The 25665-nt window shown below is 59.0% G+C and carries 21 protein-coding genes; 18 read left to right on the top strand and 3 right to left on the bottom strand.

The annotated features are described in order from the left end of the window. Nucleotides 1-43: 43 nt before the first annotated feature. The 8 genes from ileS (at nucleotide 44) to IC235_RS14880 (ending at nucleotide 12344) form a co-directional block, all read left to right on the top strand. A complete protein-coding gene (gene ileS / locus IC235_RS14845) occupies nucleotides 44-3835 on the top strand; it encodes an isoleucine--tRNA ligase (RefSeq protein ID WP_191005979.1) in 3792 nt (1263 codons plus the stop codon). 167 nt (nucleotides 3836-4002) lie between these two features. Then, nucleotides 4003-4671, top strand: a complete 669-nt coding sequence (locus IC235_RS14850) for a lipoprotein signal peptidase (protein ID WP_191005980.1) — start codon at nucleotides 4003-4005, stop codon at nucleotides 4669-4671. Between the two features lie 72 nt (nucleotides 4672-4743). Then, a complete protein-coding gene (locus IC235_RS14855) occupies nucleotides 4744-5409 on the top strand; it encodes a lipoprotein signal peptidase (protein WP_191005981.1) in 666 nt (221 codons plus the stop codon). 99 nt (nucleotides 5410-5508) lie between these two features. Continuing rightward, on the top strand, nucleotides 5509-7365 hold the full coding sequence (locus IC235_RS14860) for an ABC transporter ATP-binding protein (protein WP_317173587.1): 1857 nt from the start codon (nucleotides 5509-5511) through the stop codon (nucleotides 7363-7365). A 200-nt stretch (nucleotides 7366-7565) separates the two neighbouring features. Next, a complete protein-coding gene (rnr, locus tag IC235_RS14865; protein WP_191005982.1) occupies nucleotides 7566-10040 on the top strand; it encodes a ribonuclease R in 2475 nt (824 codons plus the stop codon). Nucleotides 10041-10087: 47 nt separating this feature from the next. Further along, nucleotides 10088-11059: a polyprenyl synthetase family protein gene (locus tag IC235_RS14870; RefSeq protein WP_191005983.1), complete on the top strand. Its 972-nt coding sequence runs from the start codon at nucleotides 10088-10090 to the stop codon at nucleotides 11057-11059. Between the two features lie 250 nt (nucleotides 11060-11309). Beyond that, entirely contained in the window at nucleotides 11310-11972 is a 663-nt protein-coding gene (locus IC235_RS14875; RefSeq protein WP_317173588.1) for a rhomboid family intramembrane serine protease, read from the top strand. Nucleotides 11973-12074: 102 nt separating this feature from the next. Next, nucleotides 12075-12344, top strand: coding sequence for a PLD nuclease N-terminal domain-containing protein (locus IC235_RS14880; protein ID WP_191005984.1), 270 nt, complete (start codon nucleotides 12075-12077; stop codon nucleotides 12342-12344). A 103-nt stretch (nucleotides 12345-12447) separates the two neighbouring features. On the opposite strand, the gene IC235_RS14885 is transcribed toward IC235_RS14880, so the two are convergent. Continuing rightward, complete coding sequence (locus IC235_RS14885) at nucleotides 12448-13065, bottom strand: hypothetical protein (protein ID WP_191005985.1); 618 nt, start codon at nucleotides 13063-13065, stop codon at nucleotides 12448-12450. 1357 nt (nucleotides 13066-14422) lie between these two features. Between IC235_RS14885 and IC235_RS14890 the strand changes: the two genes are divergently transcribed. Then, nucleotides 14423-14809, top strand: a complete 387-nt coding sequence (locus IC235_RS14890) for a helix-turn-helix domain-containing protein (protein WP_191005986.1) — start codon at nucleotides 14423-14425, stop codon at nucleotides 14807-14809. A 712-nt stretch (nucleotides 14810-15521) separates the two neighbouring features. Here IC235_RS14890 and IC235_RS14895 read toward each other — a convergent pair. Next, entirely contained in the window at nucleotides 15522-15830 is a 309-nt protein-coding gene (locus IC235_RS14895; RefSeq protein ID WP_317173589.1) for a DUF721 domain-containing protein, read from the bottom strand. 71 nt (nucleotides 15831-15901) lie between these two features. Continuing rightward, nucleotides 15902-17014 (bottom strand): DNA replication/repair protein RecF, encoded by a 1113-nt coding sequence (gene recF / locus IC235_RS14900; RefSeq protein ID WP_191005987.1) that lies wholly within the window; start codon nucleotides 17012-17014, stop codon nucleotides 15902-15904. Between the two features lie 208 nt (nucleotides 17015-17222). Between recF and pdhA the strand changes: the two genes are divergently transcribed. From pdhA to IC235_RS14945, 9 genes are all read left to right on the top strand, one after another. Further along, nucleotides 17223-18254, top strand: coding sequence for a pyruvate dehydrogenase (acetyl-transferring) E1 component subunit alpha (pdhA, locus tag IC235_RS14905; RefSeq protein ID WP_191006054.1), 1032 nt, complete (start codon nucleotides 17223-17225; stop codon nucleotides 18252-18254). Between the two features lie 136 nt (nucleotides 18255-18390). Further along, nucleotides 18391-19164, top strand: a complete 774-nt coding sequence (locus tag IC235_RS14910) for a tetratricopeptide repeat protein (RefSeq protein WP_223847326.1) — start codon at nucleotides 18391-18393, stop codon at nucleotides 19162-19164. Between the two features lie 80 nt (nucleotides 19165-19244). Then, nucleotides 19245-19721, top strand: a complete 477-nt coding sequence (gene ribH, locus IC235_RS14915) for a 6,7-dimethyl-8-ribityllumazine synthase (RefSeq protein WP_191005988.1) — start codon at nucleotides 19245-19247, stop codon at nucleotides 19719-19721. A 186-nt stretch (nucleotides 19722-19907) separates the two neighbouring features. After that, nucleotides 19908-20291 (top strand): TraR/DksA family transcriptional regulator, encoded by a 384-nt coding sequence (locus IC235_RS14920; protein ID WP_191005989.1) that lies wholly within the window; start codon nucleotides 19908-19910, stop codon nucleotides 20289-20291. 193 nt (nucleotides 20292-20484) lie between these two features. Next, nucleotides 20485-22440, top strand: a complete 1956-nt coding sequence (locus IC235_RS14925; protein ID WP_223847327.1) for a pseudouridine synthase — start codon at nucleotides 20485-20487, stop codon at nucleotides 22438-22440. 22 nt (nucleotides 22441-22462) lie between these two features. Further along, the gene (locus IC235_RS14930) at nucleotides 22463-23203 is read left to right on the top strand and encodes a type III pantothenate kinase (RefSeq protein WP_191005990.1); all 741 of its coding nucleotides are present in this window, start codon (nucleotides 22463-22465) and stop codon (nucleotides 23201-23203) included. After that, complete coding sequence (locus tag IC235_RS14935) at nucleotides 23190-24515, top strand: OmpP1/FadL family transporter (RefSeq protein ID WP_191005991.1); 1326 nt, start codon at nucleotides 23190-23192, stop codon at nucleotides 24513-24515. Before IC235_RS14930 ends, IC235_RS14935 begins: the two co-directional genes overlap by 14 nt. A gap of 28 nt (nucleotides 24516-24543) precedes the next feature. Then, nucleotides 24544-25122, top strand: a complete 579-nt coding sequence (lptC, locus tag IC235_RS14940) for an LPS export ABC transporter periplasmic protein LptC (protein WP_223847328.1) — start codon at nucleotides 24544-24546, stop codon at nucleotides 25120-25122. A gap of 72 nt (nucleotides 25123-25194) precedes the next feature. Next, nucleotides 25195-25458, top strand: a complete 264-nt coding sequence (locus IC235_RS14945; protein ID WP_191005993.1) for a hypothetical protein — start codon at nucleotides 25195-25197, stop codon at nucleotides 25456-25458. The last annotated feature ends 207 nt before the right edge of the window (nucleotides 25459-25665 follow it).

Genomic DNA, 25665 nt, shown 5'->3' on the forward strand with positions numbered 1-25665 from the left:
TTCTGCATGAAGGTCAATAGATAAAGAGTTGAAAGAGCAAAAAATGAAATACCCCGAATACAAGCAGCCGCTCAATTATGGCCAGGTGGGCGAAGAAATCCTCGCCTGGTGGAAGGAGCACGGCATCTTTGAGAAGAGCGTGAGCAGCCGCGAGGGCCAGCCCACGTTCGTGTTTTACGAAGGACCACCCTCCGCCAACGGCGCCCCCGGCATCCACCACGTGATGGCCCGCACGGTGAAGGACATCTTCTGCCGCTATCAGACCCTGCTGGGTAAGCAAGTGCCCCGCAAAGGCGGCTGGGACACCCACGGGCTGCCCATCGAGCTGCAGGTGGAAAAGGAGCTGGGCATCACCAAGGAGGACATCGGCAAGAAAATCAGCGTGGAGGAGTACAACCAGCGCTGCCGCGAAACCGTCATGCGGTTCAAGGCGCAGTGGGACGACCTGACCGAGAAAATGGGCTACTGGGTCGACCTCAACGACCCTTACGTGACCTTCGAGCCGGAGTACATCGAAAGCTGCTGGGCGCTGCTCAAGAAGCTGTACGATAAGGGCTTGCTCTACAAGGGCTACACCATCCAGCCTTACTCGCCGGCCGCCGGCACCGGCCTCAGCTCGCACGAGCTAAACCAGCCCGGCACCTACCGCGACGTGAAGGATACGACCGTGGTGGCACAATTCAAGGTGAAGCGGGACGAGAAGTCGGAGAAGTTGTTTTCACTAGCTGGCGATGACGCCAAAGTGTCCATCTTGGCCTGGACGACTACGCCTTGGACTTTGCCAGCTAATACCGGCTTGGCAGTGGGGAATAATATCGATTATGCCTTATTAGCAACTGAAAATCAGTACACGCATGAAAAGGTTGTTGTTGTTGCTGCCAAGGCCCTAGTTGATAAATTAATTAATGTACCGAACGTTGGAGCCCTTGTAAAGCAGTTCGAAAAGGACCCGCTTGTTTTGGACCCAGTGAAACAAGCTATGGCTACTGTTGAAGCCATCAGACCTAAGATCTTAGCTGAATTCAAAGGCAGAGATTTGGTTGGCATCAACTATGAGCGCCTGTTCGGCACTAAAGAAGGCTTCCCCGCTTTCGAGGGCGAAGAAAAAGCCTTCCGGGTCATCCCCGGCGACTTCGTGACCACCGACGACGGAACCGGTATCGTCCACATCTCCCCCACGTTCGGCGCTGATGACTTCCGCGTGGCCCAGCAGAACGACATTCCCGCGCTGCTCGTGCCCGACGCCGAAGGCAAGCTCGGCCCTATCGTGGACCGGACGGGCCGCTACGTGCCCCAGATGGGCGAGTTCGGGGGCCGCTGGGTGAAGAACTACGACGGCCACGACCAGTCCGGCGCCGACTACAAGACGTTGGATGAGGACATCGTCATCAAGATGAAGCGCGAGGGCACGGCCTTCAAAGTGGAGAAGTACGAGCACACCTACCCGCACTGCTGGCGCACCGACAAGCCCGTGCTCTACTATCCGCTCGACTCCTGGTTCATCAAAACCACGGCGGTAAAGGACCGGCTCATCGAGCTCAACCAAACCATCAACTGGAAGCCCGAGAGCACCGGCGCCGGCCGCTTCGGCAACTGGCTCGAAAACCTGGTGGACTGGAACCTCAGCCGCTCGCGCTACTGGGGCACGCCCCTGCCCATCTGGCGCACCCAGGACGGGACGGAGGAAATCTGCATCGGCAGCATCGCCGAACTGAGCGCCGAGATTGATAAGGCCGTGGCGGCAGAGGTCATGACAACCGCCGCTTTGCGGCAGTCAGCCGTGCGCGAGCTAGCCGATGTGGGCTACCGGGTATATTTTGACACGACCGATGGCGGGAAGTACGAGGGCTGGTTCGAGCTCGGAACGGCCGCGAACGACGGAACGGTTAGCTTTCAACACGCTGGCCCAATAGGCGACACATCCCAATTGCACATAGCCTCGATTGATTGGGCCACGCTGCGCTATAATGTGCAGGCGGACCCAAGCGATTCCGACTCGTATCAGCCAGTGCCGCTTGCCTTGGGTGTGGACCTCCACCGCCCCTACGTTGACGACATCTTCCTGGTCTCGCCCTCAGGCCAACCCATGTACCGCGAGCCCGACCTCATCGACGTGTGGTTCGATAGCGGCGCCATGCCTTACGCGCAGTGGCATTACCCCCTCGAAAACGACGCGACATTCCGGAAGAACTTCCCCGCCGACTTCATTGCCGAAGGCGTGGACCAGACCCGCGGCTGGTTCTTTACCCTGCACGCGCTGGCCGTGATGCTGGAAGACTCCGTGGCCTTTAAAAACGTCATCGCCAACGGCCTGGTGCTGGCCAAGGACGGCCAGAAGATGAGCAAGCGCCTGGGCAACGCCGTCGACCCGTTTGCCACCATCCAGCAGTTCGGACCCGATGCTACCCGCTGGTACCTCATCGCCAACGCGCCACCGTGGGACAACCTCCGGTTTGACCCGGCGGGCATAACCGAGGTGCAGCGCCGCTTCTTCGGCACGCTGTTCAATACCTACTCGTTCTATGCGCTTTACGCCAACCTCGACGATTTCCAGGCCCGCGAATTCGAGCGCGTGCCCCTGGCTGAGCTGAGCGAGCTGGACCGTTGGATTCTGAGCAAGCTGCAGTCGCTGATTGTGGAAGTGCGCGCCCACCTCGACGGCTACGACCCCACGAAGGCTGCCCGCGCCATCCAGGATTTCGTAACCGACCAGCTTTCGAACTGGTACGTACGCCTCTCCCGCCGCCGTTTCTGGAAAGGCGAGCTGACAACTGACAAGCGCGCCGCGTTTGAGACGCTGCAGGAATGCTTAGTGGTAGTAGCCCAGCTGATGTCGCCTATCGCGCCATTCTTCGGCGAGTGGCTGTACCGGAACATGACGGCGCAGGTGGTAACCTCACCCCCTGACCCCCTCTCCCCAGGAGAGGGGACACCGGATATGCAACAGGTGCAAAACTTCACGGCTGGCTCCCCGCTCCTGGGGCTTCGTGCATCAAGCGAATCGGGCGCCGGGGGTGAGGTTCCGCCGGTGGCCTCGGTGCACCTGACCCTGCTAGTGGAAGCTGACTCCGCCCGCATCGACCCGCGGCTGGAGGAGCGAATGGAGCTGGCTCAGCGCATCAGCTCGCTGGCGCATTCGCTGCGCAAGAAGTCGGTGCTGAAAGTGCGCCAACCCCTGCAGCGTATCCTGGTGCCGGTACTCAACGACACGACCAAAGAGCAGGTCGGCCTCGTGGAGGACCTGATTTGCGCCGAGATCAACGTGAAACACATTGAATTCCTGGATGATGAGAGTGGCGTGCTGGTGAAGTCGGTGAAGCCCAATTTCAAGCGCCTCGGCCAGCAGTACGGCCCGCGCCTGAAGGCGGTGGGGGCCCGGATTCAGCAGATGACGGCGGCCGAAATCAGTCAGCTGGAGAAGGAGGGAAGCCTCGCCGTACTTGTGGAAGGCCAACCCATCATGCTGGCTCCCGACGACGTAGAAATCCGCACCGACGACCTGCCCGGCTGGCTGGTGGCTACCGACGGCCCCCTGACCGTGGCCCTCGACGTAACCCTGACCGATGAGCTGCGCCAGGAAGGCCTGGCCCGCGAGCTGGTGAACCGCCTTCAGAACCTGCGCAAAGAATCGGGCCTGGAGGTACAGGACAAAATCCGCGTCACGCTGGCCGACCAGCAGCCCGAGCTAGCAGCGGCTGTGGCCACCTTCGGCGACTACATCCGGACCGAGACGCAGGCCCTGGCCCTCACTTTTGCGGCGGAGGTAAACGGCGGTTCGGTGCTGGAGTTTGACGACTACTCCGTGCCGGTGCATTTAGAGGTCGCAACTGCTTAATTATGAGTGACTCGCCAAGGATTCAACCCCTTGGCGAGTTCTACGCCGCACAAACGGCCGGTAAGCTCGTCTTTGGTGGTTTAAAACCCCAGAAAAACAGTTATAAGAAGTACAAAACTGCGGTAATAAACCAGGCCGCTGCTATTGCCACTTTTGGCTCCGCCTGCATGCATCCAACCCTCACTACCCGTCAGCAATCCGTCGTTAAATTCTTCCTGCTGGCCTTGCTCATTATTGGCCTCGACCAGCTCTCGAAGTGGGCGGTGCATACCTACATGCAGCCCGGCATGGTGGGAGAAATTCCGCTGCTGGGCCACTGGGCCAAGCTGCACTACACGCTGAACCCGGGCATGGCTTTCGGGGCCGAGCTGCCGGCCCCTTACGGCAAGCTGGTGCTCACTGCTTTTCGTCTTTTAGCGGTATTTGGCCTGAGCTATTACATTGTTCGCCTCTGCCGCCAACGGGCCGCTGGTGGCTACATTGCCTGCCTGGCCTTGATTTTGGGGGGCGCAGTGGGCAACCTGATTGACTCGGTGTTCTACGGCATTATTTACGGCAACGCACCTTTCGGCTCGCCCACGCGCTGGTTCTACGGCCAGGTTATCGATATGCTTTACGTGGACATCTACGAAGGCTTTTTGCCCCAGAACTGGCCCTTGGTAGGGGGGAAGTACGTGTCGCTTTGGCCTATCTTTAACATCGCTGATTCTTCTATTTTCATCGGCGTCGCCCTTATTCTGCTTAATCAAGGCCGCTTTTTTAATCATAAGGAGCAAGTACCGGCTGCTACCAGCCCCAGCCCTGCTTCGGAGACTGAGGCCCCGGCCGTTCTATAGCCGGCTTTCTGTTCTGAAGGCTGAGCGGTTCTGTCTCGTTTGCTCTCTCTGCCCGTAGGCACATTCTCATCTATGCACCCAAGCCTCGCTAACCGCCAGTATTCTCCCACTAAATTCTTCTTGCTGGCTGGGCTCGTCATCGTGCTCGACCAGCTCTCGAAGTGGGCGGTGCACACCTACATGCCGATGGGAACAGACGGCGAAATCCCGCTGCTGGGCCACTGGGCCAAGCTGCACTACACGCTGAATCCCGGCATGGCTTTCGGGGCGCAGCTGCCGGCTCCCTATGGCAAGCTGGTGCTCACCGGCTTTCGCTTATTGGCGGTATCTGGCCTGGTTTACTACATCATTCGTCTTTGCCGTCAGCGCATCCCGGCCGGCTACATTGCTTGCCTGGCCTTGATTTTGGGAGGTGCCGTGGGCAACCTGATTGACTCGGTGTTTTACGGCATCATCTACGGCAACGCGCCCTTGGGCTCACCCATGCGCTGGTTTTATGGTCAGGTTATCGACATGATTTTCGTGCCTCTTTACCAAGGGTATTTCCCTGAGTCCTGGCCTCTTATTGGGGGCCAATACAGCTCGGGGTTTCCTATTTTTAACGTCGCCGACGCTTCCATTTCCGTTGGAGTATTCCTGATTTTACTTAACCAGAGCCGTTTTTTCCGTCAATCCCAATCAGCGGCTCCGGTAGTCGATGAGGGTGAGCAGTTGGTTTCGCCGGCCCGGAATATCTAACCTGATAAACTACCAGCAGGTATCACCGCACGTGTCGCGGCCAACAATGGTTTAGCCTAATGAACGCCCCGTAGCGCTTTTCTATCCCTATTTTCGTCCGTGCCCAACCCGCTGCTTACCGTCTCCAACCTCACCATTGAGTTTTCCAGCCACCGTGGCAACGTGCGGGCCGTGGATGGCGTGTCGTTTGCCCTGAGCCGGGGCGAAACGCTAGCCATCGTGGGCGAATCGGGGTCGGGCAAGTCCGTTACCTCTCTGGCCCTGCTCGGCCTGATTCCGATGCCGCCCGGCCGGATTGTCGGCGGCCAAGCCATCTTCCAATCCGAAAAGCTCGGCGAAACCAACCTGCTGAAACTTTCCGACAACGACCTGCGCCAGGTGCGCGGCAACGACATCGGAATGATTTTTCAGGAGCCAATGACTTCGCTCAACCCCGTGTACACCTGCGGCAGCCAGGTAGTCGAGGCCCTGCTCCTGCACGCCAACTGCACGGAGAAGGCGGCCAAGCAGCGCACCCTCGAGCTGTTTGCCGAAGCCCAGCTCCCGCGCCCCGAAAGCATCTTCCGTAGCTATCCGCACGAAATCAGCGGCGGCCAGAAGCAGCGCGTAATGATTGCCATGGCCATGGCCTGCCGCCCGGCCCTGCTCATTGCCGACGAGCCCACTACCGCTCTCGACGTGACCGTGCAGGCGCGCATGCTTCAGCTGATCGACGACCTGCGCCGTCAGCACAACACGGCCGTGCTGTTCATCACCCACGACCTCGGCGTGGTCGCCGAAATTGCCGACCGCATCCTGGTGATGTACCGGGGCAAGGTGGTAGAGCAGGGGAAGGTGCTGGATATTTTTTCCAACCCTCAGCACCCCTATACCAAAGGGCTGTTAGCGTGCCGCCCCCACCTGTCAGTCGGCAAAAAACGCCTGCCCGTGGTAGCTGATTTCATGCGGGAGGACGCCAGCGGACAACTTTTTGCCCTACCTGCCCCGGTGGTTCCGCTACCAAGTGAAGCCCTTACGGAAGCATCGCCTCAAGTGGAGCAGTTACGGGATAAAATTGAAACTACCAAAACGTTCCCCGTGGAACATCTTGCCTCACCCCCGGAGAGGGGGTCGGTCCCGGAGGGGTGCCGTGAGGCCCTCCTGCAAGTCCAAAACCTGCAGGTTCACTTTCCGCTCCGGAAAGGGTTTTTCCGCCGCGCTACCGATTACGTGCGGGCCGTGGACGACGTCAGCTTCACGCTCTACCCGGGCGAGACTATCGGCCTGGTCGGCGAATCGGGCTGTGGCAAGACCACCCTCGGGCGGGCACTGCTCCGCCTCACGGAACCAACGGCGGGCCGCATCCTGTTCGAGGGGACCGATTTGGCGAAGCTATCCGGTGGTGATTTGCGCCGTCGGCGGCGCGATTTGCAACTGGTTTTTCAGGATCCCTACGCCGCCCTCAATCCCATGCTGACGGTGGGCGAGGCTATCTGGGAGCCGATGCGGGTACACAAGGTCGGGGGCACCCGGCAGGAGCAGAAGGCCAAGGTGCTCGAGCTGCTGCGTACCGTGGGGCTGCGCGACGAGCACTTCCAGCGTTACCCGCACGAGTTCAGCGGGGGGCAGCGGCAGCGCATCTGCATTGCCCGCGCCCTGGCTTTGCAACCCAAGTTGATTGTCTGCGACGAGTCGGTCTCGGCCCTCGACGTGTCGGTGCAGGCCCAGGTGCTGAACCTGCTCAACGACCTCAAGCGCGAGTTCGGCATCACCTATCTTTTCATCACCCACGACTTGTCGGTGGCCCAGTTTATGAGCGACCGGCTGCTGGTCATGCACCAGGGCCGCATCGTGGAGAGCGGCCCCGCGGCCGCGATTTACGCCCACCCCCGGCACGAGTACACCCAAAGCCTGCTGGCCGCCATTCCTAAGGACCGCCTAACCGACATTGAGGCCGCCGTCGCCAGCAGGGCGTAGCCTTCGCTGAGTTCTGAGCGACTCTCGCCGAGCATCCCGTACCGCTGGCCGGGAGCCGGGCCGTAAAGCCTGAGCGCCGCCGGTATAACTTACCGGCCCAGCCCGCGTTTTATTTAACTGCGACCCGCTCCGTCAGCTCATTCATTTTTCCGCTCTCGCCGCCTGCGATCAATTAACTTTTCGGCGGCCTTATTTTTCACATGAACACCCCCGAAAATTCCCGGGCTCCCCGCGCCAAGCGCGAAAAGCCCGAACCCGCGCCCATCACCCAAGATCAGGTGCTGCGCGCTTTCACCGACAACCCCACCAAGGTTCTTGCTTACCGCCAGCTTTCCCGCCGCCTCGGCGTCACCACCAAGGGCCAGCGCGAGGAGATTTTTGCCCACATCAAGCAGCTACGGAAACAAGGACTGATTACCCTGCTTCAGAACGACGAATACCGCTTGGCTGACCCAGACGCTGTCGCTACGGCCTTGCTGCCGTCTAACGCCCGCAAATCGGCTAAAAAAGCGGTTTCGCCCGTGCAGCCCCCGCGCAACCTTTCGGTGCAGGACCAATTCGGCCGCGACCCCATTGTGCACCGTCGCCGCTCGGCTGGCTTCGACTACGTCGATGGCGACGACCGCCCCGAGCGCAGCCCTTCCAATACGGTGATTGGCACGGTTGATCTGGCCACGCCCAACTTCGCCTTCGTGGTGCCCGAGGGCACTGGCAATGCCGACGACATCCGCGTCTTCACCGACCAGCTCAAGTTTGCCCTGCAGGGCGACGTGGTGCGGGTGCGTCTGCGCAGCTCCCGCGACGGCCGCCCGGTGGGCGACGTGGTGGAAGTGCTCAAGCGCCAGCGCCCCGAGATTGTGGGCCGGCTGCAGGTGCAGGGCAGCCTGGGCTTCGTGCAACCCGACAACCGCAAGGTGTACTTCGACGTGTTCGTGCCGCCGCATCTGCTGCACGATGCCCGCACCGGCGACAAGGTGCTGGTGCGCATCAACGAGTTTCCGGACGACAGCCACCGCCAGCCGGTGGGCGAGATCATCCGCAACTTCGGCGCTGCCGGCGGCCACGAAGCCGAGATCAACGCCATCATGGCCGAGTTCGGCCTGCCCTTCGAGTTTCCGGCGGAAGTAGAGGCCGAGTCGGAAGCCATCAGTGAGGAGATTGCTGAGGAGGAAATTGCTCGCCGCCGCGACTTCCGCAACATCACCACCTTCACCATCGACCCGGCCGATGCCAAGGACTTCGACGACGCCCTGAGCATTCAGAAGCTGGACAATGGCCACTGGGAAGTGGGCGTGCACATCGCCGACGTTACCCACTACGTGCGCCCCGGCACCGAGCTGGAGCGCGAGGGCAAGCACCGCGCTACCTCGGTTTACCTCGTCGACCGCGTGATTCCCATGCTGCCCGAGCGCCTGTCGAACGGCCTCTGCTCGCTGCGCCCCCACGAAGACAAGCTGACCTTCTCGGCCGTATTTGAGCTCGACGAGAACGGCAAGCTCTACGAGTCGTGGTTCGGCAAAACCATCATCCACTCCGACCGCCGCTTCTCCTACGAGGAGGCCCAGGAACGCATCGAAACCAAGCAGGGCGACTACGTAGAGGAGATAAATATCCTCAACGACATGGCCAAGAAAATCTGCGCCCAGCGGTTCAAGCAAGGTGCCATCACCTTCGAAACCCAGGAGGTGAAGTTCCGCCTCGACGAGCAGGGCAAGCCCCTCGGCGTGTACGTGAAGGAGCGCAAGGATGCCCACAAGCTGATTGAGGAGTTCATGCTGCTAGCTAATCGCAAGGTGGCCGAGTTCGTGTTCAACCTCAAAAAGACCAAGCCGCGCTTCACCATGGTGTACCGCGCCCACGACGCGCCGGAGGCCGAGCGCCTGCAAACCTTCGCCCTCTTCGCCCAGAAGTTTGGCTACAAGCTGAAGCTCGACAATCCCAAAAAAATCAGCACCGAGCTCAATAACCTCAGCTCGGACGTGATGGGCAAGCCCGAGCAGAACGTCATCCAGGGCCTGGCCATTCGGACCATGGCCAAGGCTATCTACACCACCGAGCCGGTGGGCCACTTCGGGCTGGCCTTCGACCACTACTCGCACTTTACCTCACCCATCCGCCGCTACCCTGATATGATGGCCCACCGCCTGCTCGAGCACTACCTGCTCGGCGGCAAGAACGTGCCGGCCGAGCCCGTGGAAGAGGAGTGTAAGCATTCCTCGGCCCGCGAAAAGCTCGCGGCCAATGCCGAGCGCGCCAGCATCAAGTTCAAGCAGGTGGAGTTCATGCTGGATGAAATCGGCAACACCTTCAAGGGGGTGGTTTCGGGCCTCACCGAGCGCGGCATGTACATCGAGATCGAGGAGAACAAGTGCGAGGGCATGGTCCGCCTTTCCGACATTCCCGGCGATGAGTTCGAGCTCGACAAGGACAACTACCGCATCGTGGGCCGCCGGACCAAGCGCATCATCCAGTTCGGCGACCCGATGGAGGTAGTGGTAAAATCCGCCAACCTACTCGACCGCACCATCGACTTCGAGCTGGTTGACGACCGCCCTAGCTTCGTAAAAAAGCGCGAAGCCGAGGAGAAGCGGGCCCGCGGAGGTTCTCCCCGCGGCTACCGCGACCATAGCAGCGGCGGCATGGCGAAAGGCGCCCACAAGGGCAAGCGTCGCTGAGTTAGCCCCACTCGCATTGACAAACGCCCCCGTTCTTTGCAGGCAATATGACCCCTGCTGACTTCCCCGCTCAAATCACGGCCGCCCTCGCGCAACTCAGCTACGGCGAGCAGCCCGATACTCTTTACGCTCCTATCCGCTACATCATGGGCCTGGGCGGCAAGCGCATTCGGCCGCTGCTCACCCTGCTCGGTGCCCACCTCTTCACCGATGAGCTCGCCCCCATCCTCAAGCCCGCGGTAGCTACCGAAGTCTTCCACAACTTCACCCTGCTCCACGACGACCTCATGGACCAGGCCCCGCTGCGCCGAGGCCAGGCTACGGTGCATGAAAAGTGGAATCCCAACGTGGCCATCCTGAGTGGCGACGTAATGCTGGTGCGGGCCTACGAGCTGTTCCTGGACGTGCCGCCCGCGCTGCTGCCGACCATTCTCCGCCGCTTCAGCCAGACCGCCGCCGAGGTTTGCGAAGGCCAGCAGTGGGACATGAACTTCGAGACCGAGCCCCAGGTGAGCATTGCCCAATACCTGGACATGATTCGCCTCAAAACAGCGGTTCTCCTCGGCTTTTGCCTCGAGCTCGGCGCCCGCCTCGCCGGCGCTTCGGATGAAGCGGCCGAGCACCTTCGCCAGTTCGGGACCGACATAGGCCTAGCCTTCCAGCTCCGCGACGACCTGCTCGATGTGTACGGCGACGCCGCCACTTTCGGTAAGCGAGTAGGCGGCGACATCGTCTCGGATAAGAAAACCTTTCTTCTGCTCACCGCCCAAGCCCAGGCCAACCCGCAGCAACAAGCTATCCTGCGCCAGTTCATCGGTCAACCCGTCATCAATGCCGACGCTAAGGTGCAGGCCGTGCGGGCCATCTACGACGATCTGGGAATTCGTGCCCAAACGGAGACGCTCATCAATGCGTACTTTCAGGATGCCCTCCAGCATCTGGAGCGCGTAGCCGCCCCCGCCGATCGTAAGGAGCCCCTGCTCCACCTCGCCCTCCACCTCATGGACCGGGAAAGCTAGTGGTTAGTTGTGGCTCGCCAGAGGAGCCAGGCTTCGGTTTTGAGTTGTTATCTAACCAGCAGAAACCAGTAGCTGGTCGTTTGGCTCCCCTCTGCTGGGGGTTTACGCCTGAAGGAAACTAGGACCCGCCCTACCGGGTACGACTCCGCAGGGAGCACGGGAGGTTACACGGGCTGACACGGACTACGACACTGCTTCAATAGCGAACCAGCAACTAACGGCTACATTCAAAACCTTTTTTCCTTAGTACGTGCTCAACCCCATTCTCATTCTTGTCGGCCTCACCGTGGCCATTTCCGTCTACGCCTGGTCTAACTACGACTTGATGGAATCATGGATACTCCGGCCCTATCGCATGGCTCGCGACCAGAGCCAGTTTTACCGTTTCATCACCTCGGGCTTCCTGCATGCCGACTGGGGCCACTTAATCTTCAACATGATTGCCTTCTACTCGTTCGGGGGCCTCGTGCTCGGAGTGCTGTGCAATGGTACCGGTGCGCCTGGCATCGATGGATTCGGCGGAACGGGGGGAATCTGGCGCTTTCTGTTGCTGTATTTAGGCGGTATCGTCGTCTCCGATATTCCCACCTACTTCCGCCACCGCGACGACCGTGAGTACGGCAGTCTGGGGGCTTCGGGTGGGGTAGCTTCGGTGCTTTTTGCCGGGGTGATATTCGCGCCGCTCAACAAAATCTACTTGATGTTTATCCCAATAGGCATCCCCGGCTTCATCTTCGGCTTCCTCTACCTGATATATTCCTATTACCAGGGCCGGCGCCGGGGCGATAACATCAACCACGATGCCCACTTCTACGGTGCGCTCTATGGGGTGGCGCTCACGTTGGTGTTCATGCCCGCTTCTGGTCTTGAATTTATTCGGCAGATCAGCCTCTTTCTTCAAGTAAACAACTGATTATCAGTAAATTAATTGAAGTATAATGAATTTGTATAATCTATACTAGAAAGCGTTGCGTAATAAGGGGAGAAATCATTCTTTCACCTTCGACTCTTTTCTATGCAGACGCTTCGCCACTTCGTTTCCCGGTTGTCTTTCCCGGCTTTACTACTTCCTGTACTGTTGCTCACCGCGTCGTGCAGTCGTTATAACGCCAACGGCAGCCTCTCAATAGCTGGTGTGGTTTACCTCATTCTCGCTCTCGCTGCCGTCGTCAGCCTCTTAAAGCAGGATTGGGACCTCACTAAGAAGTTTATCTGGGGCGTAGTCATCTGGATTTTCCCGGTCGCGGGCTCCATTATTTACTTCTTATTCTCCGGGCGCAAATAGCCTCACTAATCAAGTAGCCTGCCTGTAAACACGAAGCCCCAGCCAATTCGGCTGGGGCTTCGTGTTTTACTAAACATCATTAGCCTGATGTAGGCATGAGCTACTAATTCAGTAGGCGCTTCTTCTCCAACCGCGCCACGCCGCGCAGCAACTCGCCGCTGTTTGTAATCTGGACGATCTGCCAGTGGTCGCCCTGATGGCGCATCTTTACCTCGACCACCATGGTGGTATCGTATTTGGGTTGGGTTATCTCCAAACCCATCAGGGCGTTTTCCCCTTCTTCGTGGATGTACTTGATGCCTTTAAACTCACTTTCCGGGCTCACGATTTTACCGGCCAAGCCGGTGAGCGAAATCTTCACGAGGCGCTTGGGAGCGGCTGCCGCAGCGGCTTCCAGCGAGCCTGTTTCGACGTAGCGCTGCACTTCCTGGTGGGCGGCGTTGGCCAGGGTTGGTTTCAGCAGTCGCATAGCCCCGCTCATCATCAGGCTGCCGCCCGGCATGAGTGAAGTGAGAAAAGAACCTTGCTGGGCCACGTCATCTACCAGGTGCGTGGTTACGCTGTTCACGTTTACATACTTTTCAAACGCGGCCATGTCGTGAGCCTGTACGGCGGCGGCAGCCCCGAGCAGAGCCCCTTTCGGGCCGTTCTGGACTTGGTAGTAGTAGTATCCCCCAGCACCTAACGCCAGCAGCAATACTAATAACAGCAATTTTTTCATAGGGGGTCGTAAACAGTGATAGTACGCGGCAAAAATAACCCGAACCCCGCCTTGCATCGGGTCAAGGTGAATTTGGCGCGACTAAGTTACTTCCTATCATTCGGCGCCAGCATAATGATTCAATCCCTAGCGAGCAACAACTGCGCCCGGCCGCTTTTGCCTGTACGCGCGCAACAAGGCCCTGGCTAACGGGCCGACGTTTAGGGGACAACAGCTGGGCTCGGCCAATTTTATAATCATTCGGCGTCAGCGTAATGATTCGACCTCATTATCTGCCTCCAGCCCGATAGGGAAGAAACAGCTGATCGTCTGCTCCACGATCTCGATTTGGATTAGCGTGCCTTGCAGGAAGTAGGGGTACGCCCGTGGCTGGATTACTTCCTTACAGCATGGAACAAGTGTCATGCCCGACTACAATGCTCCGTTGGTGCCATTGGCGAATCTGTTGCCTGTCCCTGCCTTAGGCTATCCGGTAAGAGAAGCATAAAGAGGGAGCAGCATTCTACCCTGCTCACCGGCGACCTTCTTTTCGTGCTTTTATCTGAATACTGCGCAAGCGGTGACATATGCGACCTTGTGCGATCCTGATAGGTGTGCTTCGGCAAGTGCCCCAGCCAAAGGGGCGCACCTAACTTTTAAGTATTGGTCGAAGATGAGTTGCCTGAGCGGTTCAGTATCGGGCCGGGCCGCTGAGCTCTGTAGCAACTACCTATAACCCGGGTTTTATTCTGCCATCGGGCAAGCTTTCCGAGCGCTGCAAGTGGGGGCTTTGCACTAGGCGCACAGGCCTGATTATCCTGATAGGTCTCTTTCCCCTTGTAAGGTGTGAGCGAAGAAAAGGCCGTTCGGGATGAGTACGGTACTGACGTGGGTCTGACGTATTGCTGGGAGGTTCTGCGCCTGCAAGCCGAACATCACTCGGAGGAGGGAGCAGTGCGAGTAAGCGTTACAGGGTGCTAAGCCCCGACATGCGACGCCGCCACACGTCAGTTTCAGTTTCGCTACATCTTCTTAGGAGTAGATGGGGGGAGGCATGATAGAGGCTACGCCGGTCCTTCGTGAGCGCGTAATCTTCTTAAGAGTAGGTGAAGGGGAGACTCATTTTTTGAGTTGACCACTTTAAACAGCATTCAGACCCATCCCCAAATAATTATTAGGACAAAATAATTCGTTACAGGGGTGTTATATTTTCATGCGCAATACATTGTTGATACAACTGTTACTCGTACACGATACGTAAATTTTACGTGTAAATTATCAGTGTAAACAATGTGTTTGTAATATTATTGCCAAAACAAATTTGTATAGCTGGCTTTAATCGTACATATTTGCATAAGCGTTACGCAACACCCTAAATATGCCACACCAAGGCGAAATCCTGCAGGAAGCTATCAAAAACAGCGGTATTTCCATCACGCGTATCGTAGAGGAGTTGGGTATTACACGTCCTACGATATACCGTAAATTCAAAGAGGAAACAATTGATTACAACTTCGTAAAGAAAATAGGAGACATTATCAATCATGACTTCTCGAATGACTTTACAGCTGTACAACAATCATCGCTGCCATTTGTAACAACCCCTGCTCGCGTACCTGTTACACAGCCTGTTACACCACGTGTAACATCGCCTCAAACAGCCGATTCTGACCCATATAAGCAGCTTTTGGCCCTCCAAGCCAAGTACATCGCCCTTCTAGAGGCCTACAATGAGCTTTTGCTAAAAGTGTATGGTCCGAAGTGACAAAAATGTTCCACGTGAAACATTTTTGTTCGAGGCGAACTTAGAAGCGCTACCTGTAACGAACGGACTAGTAGTCGAGTCTGAGGAAGACCGATAGGGGAGTTCAACTAGATGTAGAGTGCCGAACAAGCAAGCAGGGATGAGACGCTTTTTCGGAAGCCGAAACTGTATCGCACGAGAGGGCGCTTTCGCCCCAATGGTTAGTCCCAAATTTCTTCAATGATTGAAGAGCCCCATTAAAGAGTCTGTCAACAAGGGAAGCTGACCACTTACTCAGTGGGAATAGGCCAGCTGCATCAGCCTTTACCAAACTGAAATGGTTGAACAGCGACCAGCGCGCAAACTGTTTTCCTGATTCCACTGCGACTATGCACAACTATGCATAGGTGGGGGTGGGATAGTTGGCGGCTGGGGAAATATACCAGGAGAGTAGCGGCAGATTTCGATCGAGACTCCTACCGTTCTACCGTTTCCGGCTTCCTCTCTATGCTTACTCCACGCTTCAAATAAGGAGATACGGCTCTACCTGCCGGGCCTTCCCCCAACCCATAAGCAGCCCGTCTAGGGTTGCGGCCTACACGTAGTGCTGGCAGGCGTTCGAGCACACGGTAGATGAGAATAATATCTTAAGGCTGCCTACACATAGTGCACCAGCCCAGATAGAAATTTGGCAGGCAAAGAAACCCCGCTTATCCCTAGAGCTAATTCCGGCTTAAAGGAAAATAACCTCGGTGACCACCGTTTCCCCTACCTCTGCATTGATGAGCTCGGCTACCCGGGTTTTAGCCATGAGCAGCTCGTGCTTGAGCGGCGCCGAACTGAGGCGGACGAAGAGGCGCCCTTTATTAACGTACACCTCCTGGGTTTTTAGCGCTACGGCTTTGCCCATCACCCGTTCCCAGCTCGATACCACAGTTACCTCATTAAGCTTGCCTTGAAGCCGGTACGTTCGCACCAAAGCTTCGAGGCCTTCCTTGAGGGAGATGTCGCCTGTACGGGAAGGGGAGGAGGGCTTTTTCACGGAGTAGATAACCGGTATGGAAGGACAAATGCGACCTTGTTCCCGGACCACAAAGGTAATATCCGGGCCTGCTAAACCGGCGTCACCGTGCCATCCTGCACCCGAAAGCGTAGAATGGGGGCCGCCACCCGAGCCAATGCCTGATCGGTTCTTTCCAGGTTGGTATCGGTGAGGAACACCTGGCCGAAGGTCTCGTCGGCTACTAGCTCAAGCAGGCGCGCGATGCGCTTGTCGTCGAGCCGGTCGAAGATGTCGTCGAGTAGCAGGAGCGGTTTGTGCTGCTGCTTGGTGGCGAGTATTTCGAACTGCGCTAGCTTGAGGGCAATGGCAAACGACTTCTGCTGGCCTTGCGAGGCGTGGCTCTTAACCGGCAGTTCATTCATCAGGAAAACAAAATCGTCGCGGTGCGAGCCAGTAGTGCTGCGCTGCAAGGCAAAATCACGCCGCTCGTTGTTCCGTAGTAACCGGGCAAAATCAGCTCCCAGCAGTTGGCTCTTGTAAGTAAGCGTGACTAGTTCCCGGCCATCAGCCAGCTGCTGATAGTGGCGTTGGAAGATGGGTACGTACTCTCCCAGAAAAGCCTCCCGCAGAATGGTGAGCTGCTGCCCAATGGGTGCCAGCTGCTCGTCGAGCGCTAACAGATAGTCACGGTCGAAGCCGTGGGTAGGCTGGTCGCCCCGTTTGAGCACGGCGTTGCGCTGGCGCAGCAGGGCATTATAGGCCATGAGCAGTTCCAGAAACTCGTGGTCGAGCTGGGCCATCAGGCTGTCGAAGTACCGACGGCGGTCTTCGCTGCCTTGGCGAATAAGGTCGGTGTCGTAGGGCGAAATCAGCACGGCGGGGTAGCGACCGATGTGGTCGGCCATCCGCTCATAGGGCTGCTTGTTGTGCGTCAGGGTCTTTTTCTGGCCCAGCCGCAAGCTCACCTGAATGGTTTCGTGGCCAACTATCTTTTCAGACGAGAAATTGCCCTTAACTACAAAGAAATCAGCACCTTGCTTGATGCACAAGGCATCGGAAGCCGTAATGGCGCTTTTGGTAAGCGACAAATAGTGAACCGCGTCTAACAGATTGGTTTTTCCGCTGCCATTGTCCCCGATGAAGCAATTAAGGCCGGGGGATAAGCGCAGGGAAGCTTCGTCGTAATTTTTAAAAAAAAGCAGTTGCAGGGAGTCAAGGGTCATAAGGTTCGGTATTGCCAGCAGTTTTACGTAATTTCGCCCTCCCAACGCGAATTAATCTTTCCTTAAACGTGCTATGGCAGATACGAAAGTAAAAGCTGCTTCCAACAAATCAGCGGAAATTACCGGCTCCGGAGCCCGCGGGAAAGGTAAAGCGGCAACCACCGGCGGCCAGCCCGACCCCGTGCTGCCCGGCACCGACGCCCCTACCATGGCGGCCTCCGGCACCGACTTATCCACACAGGCCGATGCCCCGGCTACCTTTCCGAAGGAAACCTACCTGCGCTGGTACGAGCAAATGCAGCTCATGCGCAAGTTTGAGGACAAGGCCGGCCAGCTATACGGCCAGCAAAAGATTAAGGGCTTCTGCCACCTCTACATCGGCCAGGAGGCTTGCGTAGCGGGAGCCGTCTCCGCCCTGGAAGAAGGCGACAAGTACATCACAGCTTACCGCGACCACGCCCACCCGCTGGCGCTGGGTACTTCGCCCAATGCCGTAATGGCGGAACTGTTTGCCAAGGCCACCGGCTGCTCTAAAGGCAAGGGGGGCTCGATGCACATGTTCGACAAGTCGGTGGGCTTCATGGGCGGCCACGGCATCGTGGGGGGGCAGGTTCCCATGGGGGCCGGCATTGCCTTTGCCGAGAAGTACAACAAAACGGGTAAGCTCTGCATTTGCTACATGGGCGACGGCGCGGTGCGTCAGGGAGCCTTGCACGAAGCCTTCAACATGGCCATGCTGTGGAAGCTGCCGGTTATTTTCGTGATTGAGAACAACGGCTACGCCATGGGCACCTCGGTGGCCCGGACGTCGAACGTAACGGACCTCTACAAGATTGGCCTGAGCTATGACATGCCCTCGGAGCCGGTGAACGGCATGCGCGTAGAAGATGTGCACGAGGCTGTGGCCCGCGCGGCCGAGCGGGCCCGCTCGGGCCAAGGCCCCACGCTCCTTGAATTCAAAACCTACCGCTACAAGGGCCACTCGATGAGCGACCCGGCCAAGTACCGCACCAAGGAGGAGCTGGAAGACTACCGGCTCCGCGACGCCATCGAAAGCGTGCGCCACACCATCCTTACCAACGGCATGGCAACGGAGGCTGACCTCGAAGCCATCGATGAGACCATTAAGGCCCAGGTGAACGAGGCGGTCGAGTTCGCCGAGACGTCGCCTTATCCCACGCCCGACGAGCTGTACAAGGACGTGTACGTGCAGGACGACTACCCCTACATCCACGATTAACTTCTGGAAGCTACGGGATAGGAGTTGCCAGGGCGGTGCCGGGATTTTTATCTGGAGTCATGCTTGATACCTCCTTACGCAGGCCCCGGCAGTTACCCTCAATTCTAACCTCTAGCTCCTCGCTTCTTAAAACCTAATGTCGAAGATTCCTTACACTGGCAAGAGCCAGCAGGCCCGCCAGGGGCAACCCGTTCAGAACGTGTCGGCCGACCCGCTGGCCCCCGCCGAAAACCTGCCCGCCGAAAATCCCTTGCTGGAAGACCCGGACGCGCTGGCGGCCCGTCTGGCCGAGTCGGAAGATTTTGTGCGCAACAACCGCAACGTGCTACTGGGCCTTTTGGCGCTGGTGGTGCTGGCGGTGGTGGGCGGCTTCGGCTTCTACTCCTGGCGCAACCAGCAAGACACCAAAGCGCAGGCCAGCATGTTCCGCGCCGTGAACCATTGGGAAGCCGACTCGCTGAACAAAGCAATTAAGGGTGATGGCAAAGCTCCGGGTCTGGTTACGGTGGCCAATGAGTACGGCAACACCAAAGCCGGCAACCTCGCTAACTTCTACGCCGGGGTGGCTTCGCTCAAGAAAGGCGACTATAAAGCGGCCCTCGACTACCTCGAAGACTTTAGCTCGGACGACTACCTCGTGCAAAGCCGGGCCTACGCGCTGATGGGCGATGCCCAGCTAGAGATGAATCGGCCCAAGGAAGCCGCCGACCTCTACGCCAAAGCGGCCGACCACAACGCCAACGAGTACTTCTCGCCCGGCTACCTAATGAAGGAAGCGACGGCCCGCGAGCTGGCCAACGATGTGCCCGGCGCCATCAAAGCCTACGACCGCATCATCAACGAGTACCCCACGGCCCAGGAAGTGACGGAGGCCCGCCAGTTCAAAGCCAAACTGGAAGGGGCGAAATAGAAACCTAACCAATCCCTCATTGTCATCCTGAATATTCCGCGCCGCCGGAGTGTTCAGGATGACTGCTTTTTAAGAATACTATGGCTACTTCTCTGCAAAACCTGAGCGAGTACGACGCTTCTACTTTCATCGACATCCGGGAGAAACGTTTCGGGCTGGTCGTGGCGGAGTGGAACCGCGAGATAACCGACGTGCTGAGTACGGGAGCTTACGAAACCCTGCTGAAGCACGGGGCCGTCGCCGACAACATTTTCCGCAACACCGTGCCGGGCAGCTTCGAGCTCACGCTCGGCGCGCAGTTTCTGGCCCAGCACGACGAGATGGACGCCGTGATTTGCCTGGGCGTAGTGATTAAGGGCGAAACCAAGCACGACGACTACATCTGCCACGCCGTGGCGCAGGGCATTACCCAGGTTGGATTAAAATTCAATAAGCCCGTTATTTTTGGGTTGGTGACCACCAATACTTTAGAGCAAGCCTGGGACCGGGCGGGCGGCAAGCACGGCAATAAGGGTGTGGAAGCAGCCGTGGCCGCCATCCAAATGCTCGGGTTTTAGTACGGAAGGAAAAACCGGACCGCCGGTCGTAACTTTGGACCCGTAAAATCAAGCGTGCAACAGCTTTAAATCAAAGTACCAAATACCATAGTCGCCGCTAAACCATTTACCGCTTCGTTGTGTTGCCGGTTTGCTGCTTTTAGCAATCTTCTAAACTTTCTCAATAGCCTTTTTTATACCCTTTCGATGAACGAAGACAACATTCGCTATTCCCGGGAAGACTTGAATGAGTTCGACCAGATTATTCAGGAAAAACTGACAGCGGCTCGCAAGGAGTTGTCCTTTATCAAGGAGACCCTGAACCGCAGCAACGAATCGGGAACCGACACCACGGCTTCTTCCGCCAAGGTGTTGGAGGACGGGGCCGATACGGCCGAGAAGGAAAGCATGAACCAGTTGGCCTCGCGTCAAATGAAATTCATCCAGCAGCTCGAAAACGCGCAGGTCCGCATCAAAAACGGCACTTACGGCGTGTGCATCGGCACGGGCAAGCTGATTCCGAAGGAGCGCTTGCGGGCGGTGCCGCACACCCAACATTCTATTGAGGCCAAAATGGCCCGTCGCGACTAAGTTGTCGGATTGGCCGAGGCCCGAATCTGGGGGCCGGCGCTGCGGCGGCCGGCCAGCAGGTTCGGGCTTTTGCTTTTTAACTCGAAGGGCTCGTTTCAGCCAGTGGGTGCTTTACCCGGGTGGCAGCTAGAAGCCGAGCCTGAAACCACGTTCTCATCATACCGTAGCGATACGGCAAGCAACTATTACCCCCATGGGCAAGAAACATTTTTCAGAAGACAAAGCGGACCGTCGCGGCGGCCGTAACGCAGGCGGCCCGGGCGGCTTTAGTGGCCGGAACGAGCGGCCGGGTTCCAGCGGTCCGGGTGGCCGGGGTGGTGAGCGCGAGCGGGGCGGGTATGGCTCGTCCCGGCCCGGTAATGGGCGGCCCGCTACCAACGGGGCTTTTGGCCGCCCGGCCACGAATGGGGCCTTCGGCGGCGGGCGCAGCTTTGGCGATGGTGGACGGCGCCCTTCTGGCGGTGGCAACCGCGAAGGCGGCTTTGGTAACCGGGGCTTCGGAGGCCAGGAGTCCGGCCAGCGCGAGCAGGGCGGGTTCCGCCCCCGCGACGACCGCGACCGCCCCCGCCCGGACAAGGAGCAACGCAGCGGTACCAGCTACGGCCGCCGTCCCGAGCGCCCGGAGCGCGGCGGGTTTTGGGATGACCGCGGCGAGCAGCGCCCCCCGGCTTCGCCCGAGGCCCGGCCTGTTCGTTTGTATCAGCCCAAGGAAAACTGGAGTGGTCAGCCTTATCGCCGCCCAGGCGAAAAGGCCGTGCCCCGGGGCTTGCCCGGCGAGCGCAACCGCAAGTTCCAGAAGCAGAATCCTTACGAGCAGTCCGAGCCCAGCGCCCCCCGCCCCAGGGGCAGCTTTGGCCGGAGCACGCCCCGCGAGCCGGACGATTTTTCGCGCTCCGAGGAGCGGGGGCCCAACCGACCCATCCGGTCGGCCCGGCCTTTCGAAGCCACCCCGCCGCAGCCCCGGGAGGAGCGTGCCGGGCGGCGCGACTTCGTCGGCGAGCGCGGCGCCGATGCCGAGCGGCGCGGCGATGAGGCCGCGTTTGGCCGGAAATTCACGCCTGGCGCATTTGGCCGCCGCGAGAACGCTACCCATGCCGCCGGGGCAGGCTTTGGCGCCAGCCGCAGCACCAGCGAGCGCCCCGGTGGCTACGAGAAGCGTGGGGCCGGCGAGCGGTGGACGCCCGCCCCGGGCAGCTTTGCCGAGCGCCGCGAAGCCCTGAAAGCCCAGGAGCGCGGCGTGCGTCGTTCCGGTACCGGCTACGGGGCCAGCGCCGACCGGCCCCGCGCCGGCCGGCCGGCCGTACAGGAAAACCGCGCCGACAAGCCCCGCTACGGCGAGCGGCCCGGTGAAGCGCCCGACTACAAAAACCTCAAGCACTACGAAAACGACAAAACCCGGGGCAACAAGCGTCGGCGCAGCGAAGAAGCAGACTTCGGGACCGACGAGCTGCGCCTGAACCGTTACATCGCCAACGCGGGCATCTGCTCGCGCCGGGAGGCCGACGCCCTGATTGCCGCCGGTGAGATTCGGGTGAACGGCGAAGTAGTGACGGAGATGGGCTACAAAGTGCAGCCTACCGACACGGTGCAGTACGGCAAGACCAACCTCAACCGCGAGAAGGCAGTGTACGTGCTGCTGAATAAGCCCAAGGATTTTATCACGACGACCGAAGACCCCGAAGGCCGGCGCACGGTGATGGACTTGGTGGCCGGCGCCTCGAAGGAAAGAATTTTCCCCGTGGGCCGGCTCGACCGGAACACGACGGGCTTGCTGCTTTTCACCAACGATGGCGAAGTAGCCCAGAAGCTTTCGCACCCCTCGCACCGGAACAAGAAGATCTACCAGGTCGAGCTAAGCCAGCCCCTGTCGGAGGAAGACCTGCGTAAAATTGCCGAAGGCGTGGAGCTGGAAGATGGCAAAGCCGTCGTCGATGACGTGGCCGTTGTGGCCGGCAACGCGCATTTCGTGGGCATCGAGATTCACATCGGCCGCAACCGCATCGTCCGCCGCATCTTCGAGCACCTCGGCTACGAAGTGGTGGCCCTCGACCGCGTGCAGTACGCCGGCCTGACCAAGAAGGATTTGCCCCGCGGGAAGTGGCGTTTCCTGACCGAGCAGGAAGTTATCCGCTTGAAGTACTTTCTGTAAGTAGCGGCCCCCGGTTAGTCTGTTGCGCACCCTTGCCCTCGACATTGGTAATACCGCAGTGAAAGCCGGGTGCTTCGAGGGCCCGGCGCTGCGCGAAGCGGCGGCGGGCCTTTCGGCGGCCCAGGTCCGGGAAGTGGTTCGGCGCTGGCAGCCGGAGCACGTCATCGTGGCTTCGGTAGCGGAGGAAGCCGCGTTGCGAGCCGAGGAGCTGCGCGAGTTAGTGGCGGGCGAAATCCTGACTTTCTCGCCCGCCACCACGGCTATTCCCTTGCGCAATGGCTATGCCACGCCCCACACGTTGGGCGCCGACCGGCTGGCTGCCGCCGTGGGCGCGGCCGGGCTCCGGCCTGGGCAGGCCACGCTCATCGTGGATGCCGGCACGGCCCTGAAGTGCGACCTGGTAACGGCCGACGGCACGTACCACGGCGGCAGCATCGGGCCCGGCTTAAGCATGCGGCTGCGTGCGCTCCACACTTTCACGGGGCGGCTGCCGCTGCTGGAGCTGCCGGCCGCTGATGCAACGATTCCGCTCACTGGTGACTCCACTACGGGAAGCCTGCTGAGCGGCGTGGTGAATGGCACCGTGGCCGAAATCGGGGGCTTCATCTCCCAGTACCAGCAGCGCTACCCCGGCCTCGGGGTGTTGCTGACGGGAGGCGACGCCGCTTTTCTAGCGGCCCGGCTCCCGGCTCGTATCTTTGTTGTGCCTGAGCTGGTGCTGCTCGGCCTTAATCGGATTTTAGCTTACCATGTTGTCAAATAAAGAGATGAAGCGCCTGGTGCTGATGGGCGTGGCGGGGTTGTTAGCTGGTGGCGCGCAAGCGCAAGGGTTGGGCAACTCACCGTATTCGCGCATCGGCCTGGGAGAGTTCAACCCCAACGTTGGCGGCGTCCGCCAGCAGGGCATGGGCGGAGTGGGGCTGGCCGCGCCCAACGCCGTCAACGTGAACGAGCTGAATCCGGCGCTGCTGTACTACACTAACCGCACGACGTTCGAGGCGGGGTACAACGGCCAATACAAAACGGTAAAAAATGCCAGCTCATCGAGCCGGAGCGGCAACGCTACGCTGGGCTATCTGGCTATGTCGGTGCCGTTGAGTAGCAAGTGGGGCGCGGCTGTCGGCTTAAAGCCCCTCAGCGCCGTGGACTACGAGTCGAATTCCATCCAGGATGTGGCCGGTGCGCCGACCCTAACCCAGGTGTTGAAGCAGTACAAAGGCACTGGTGGCGTCTCGGAGGCCTATTTTGGCCAAGGGTACCACCTTACCAAAGCCTTTACCGTGGGCTTCACCGCTTCCTACATATTCGGGGTGACTGACGAAACCACCAGCACCCTCGTGCAGATTGCCAACAGCACTGCCAGCCTAGTGCGGTCGGTGGACCGCGCCCAGACCCGTTATTCAGATTTTGCTTTCCGGGCGGGTGCCCACTATCGGCAGAAGGTCGGCAAAGACCTGAGCCTGGGCCTGGCGGCCGTGCACAGCTTCGGCCACAACCTGAGCGGGCAGCAGACGGTTACGCAGGAGCAGGAAGACCTGGCCGGGGCCCTCGTCGGGCCCCCCACGCAGCTGCGCGACGGGCGCGGCAGCACCTACGTACCCGCACTGTCTCAGCTAGGCATCAGCCTCGATAACGACAAAAACTGGAGCCTTAACCTGGATGCCTCGCAGCAGCAGTGGTCGAAGTTCACCAGCTTCGGCGACAAGGGCGGCTCCCTGCGCAACACCATGCGCCTGGGCCTTGGTGGCGAGTTCACGCCCGACCCGGGTTCGATCGAGCACTATTTCCGGCGCGTAACCTATCGGGCGGGGGTGAGCTTCGCGCAGCTGCCCTACCAGGCCAGCGGCCAGACGCTGTACGACCGGTCGGTGAGCTGGGGCTTTGCTTTCCCGCTCCCCACGGCTACGCCGTTGGAGTCTACCACCTTTAGCCTCGCATTTACGTACGGGGTGCGGGGCAATACCAAGGTTCTTGATGGGGCCGCGGGTACCAGCAACGTCCAGGAAAACTATATCCGGGGCCAATTGGGTATTACGCTCAACAACCGTTGGTTCATCAAGCGGCGCCTGCAGTAATCAGTACGCATCAAACGGCTTCAACGACTTGCACAAACTTCGGCATTGGTGGGGCGGCGCGACCTTGCTGGCTTTGCTGGCCCTGGTCGGCTGCGATAAAAAAGAGAATACTGGCCCCCGGTTGGTTTACACGGGGCCCTTCCGGGAGTCGACGAACGTGTTGACCCTCTACAGCGACTCGGCGAAGCTGAAGTTTCAGCTTACCGCGCCCCTGGAGCAGCAGTTTGAGAATGGCGACTTTCTGTACCCCAAAGGCATTGTGGTCACCTTCTATTCGGCCGACGGCAAAAAGAGCGTGGTCAATACGCTAACAGCCAAGTACGCCAAGATTGACAAAGCCAAAAACGTCTACACCATGCGCGGGGCGGTGCGGGTGGTGAACGTGCCGCAAGAACAGCGCATGGACACCGAGGAACTGTTTTTTGATAAGAATAAGCAGATGATTTACACCGATTCGGCGATGTTCGTAAAAGTCACTACTCCCACCGAGTACCTAACCGGATACGGACTCACCGCCAATCAGAATTTCTCACGCTACCGGATTCTCCGTCCCCAAGGGGTTTTCGCCGCGCCTACGACTGCCGCGCCGACAAAGCCCGCCCGCTAACGTTACCGGATGGGCCTGCAACAAGACTTTGGGTGGGAGAAGAAAAAATAAGTAGCTGGTAAATAGCAAGCCATGAAGTTTGATAAGTCTCTCCTGCGCACCGTTCTTTTTGCCGTGGGCGTGGTGGCGTTTATCATCGGCGTCTACCAGACGATTTTATTCAACGACCTAGCGGCAAACTACTCAATCTTCATGGTGTCGACCCTCTGCTGGATGCCGTTGCTCTACTGGCGGCAGCAGGAGCGAGTGGCGGCGAAAGTGGCGGAGCAAAAAGCCAAATTAGCCAACCAAGCGCGGGCCAAAACAACGGCGAAATCAACCAGGAAACGCCGCTAAGGTGGTTTTGTTGGCTTGGTTGAGGGCTACTCTAGCACGGGGAGGTTGGGAAGTCCGCATCGGCTGGGGTAGGCAGCGGATTGACTTTAAATCGGGTAGCGCTTTGATTACCGGTCAAATTCTGGTTATTTTGCGCCTCTTTTGACCATGCTCAACGCATTGTCAATTACCTATTGACAGTTGTAGGGCTCTTCCAAGCAACTGCCG

The organism is Hymenobacter montanus, assembly GCF_014699115.1.
In the GTDB taxonomy this organism is placed as follows: domain Bacteria; phylum Bacteroidota; class Bacteroidia; order Cytophagales; family Hymenobacteraceae; genus Hymenobacter; species Hymenobacter montanus.

Coding starts and splice junctions, on each gene's coding strand:
- IC235_RS14870 (WP_191005983.1), top strand. CDS start 10,088: ATGACCCCTGCTGACTTCCCCGCTCAAATCACGGCCGCCCTCGCGCAA.
- IC235_RS14925 (WP_223847327.1), top strand. CDS start 20,485: ATGGGCAAGAAACATTTTTCAGAAGACAAAGCGGACCGTCGCGGCGGC.
- IC235_RS14910 (WP_223847326.1), top strand. CDS start 18,391: ATGTCGAAGATTCCTTACACTGGCAAGAGCCAGCAGGCCCGCCAGGGG.
- IC235_RS14935 (WP_191005991.1), top strand. CDS start 23,190: ATGTTGTCAAATAAAGAGATGAAGCGCCTGGTGCTGATGGGCGTGGCG.
- recF (WP_191005987.1), bottom strand. CDS start 17,014: ATGACCCTTGACTCCCTGCAACTGCTTTTTTTTAAAAATTACGACGAA.
- rnr (WP_191005982.1), top strand. CDS start 7,566: ATGAACACCCCCGAAAATTCCCGGGCTCCCCGCGCCAAGCGCGAAAAG.
- IC235_RS14880 (WP_191005984.1), top strand. CDS start 12,075: ATGCAGACGCTTCGCCACTTCGTTTCCCGGTTGTCTTTCCCGGCTTTA.
- pdhA (WP_191006054.1), top strand. CDS start 17,223: ATGGCGGCCTCCGGCACCGACTTATCCACACAGGCCGATGCCCCGGCT.
- ribH (WP_191005988.1), top strand. CDS start 19,245: ATGGCTACTTCTCTGCAAAACCTGAGCGAGTACGACGCTTCTACTTTC.
- IC235_RS14855 (WP_191005981.1), top strand. CDS start 4,744: ATGCACCCAAGCCTCGCTAACCGCCAGTATTCTCCCACTAAATTCTTC.
- IC235_RS14885 (WP_191005985.1), bottom strand. CDS start 13,065: ATGAAAAAATTGCTGTTATTAGTATTGCTGCTGGCGTTAGGTGCTGGG.
- IC235_RS14945 (WP_191005993.1), top strand. CDS start 25,195: ATGAAGTTTGATAAGTCTCTCCTGCGCACCGTTCTTTTTGCCGTGGGC.
- IC235_RS14920 (WP_191005989.1), top strand. CDS start 19,908: ATGAACGAAGACAACATTCGCTATTCCCGGGAAGACTTGAATGAGTTC.
- ileS (WP_191005979.1), top strand. CDS start 44: ATGAAATACCCCGAATACAAGCAGCCGCTCAATTATGGCCAGGTGGGC.
- IC235_RS14850 (WP_191005980.1), top strand. CDS start 4,003: ATGCATCCAACCCTCACTACCCGTCAGCAATCCGTCGTTAAATTCTTC.
- IC235_RS14890 (WP_191005986.1), top strand. CDS start 14,423: ATGCCACACCAAGGCGAAATCCTGCAGGAAGCTATCAAAAACAGCGGT.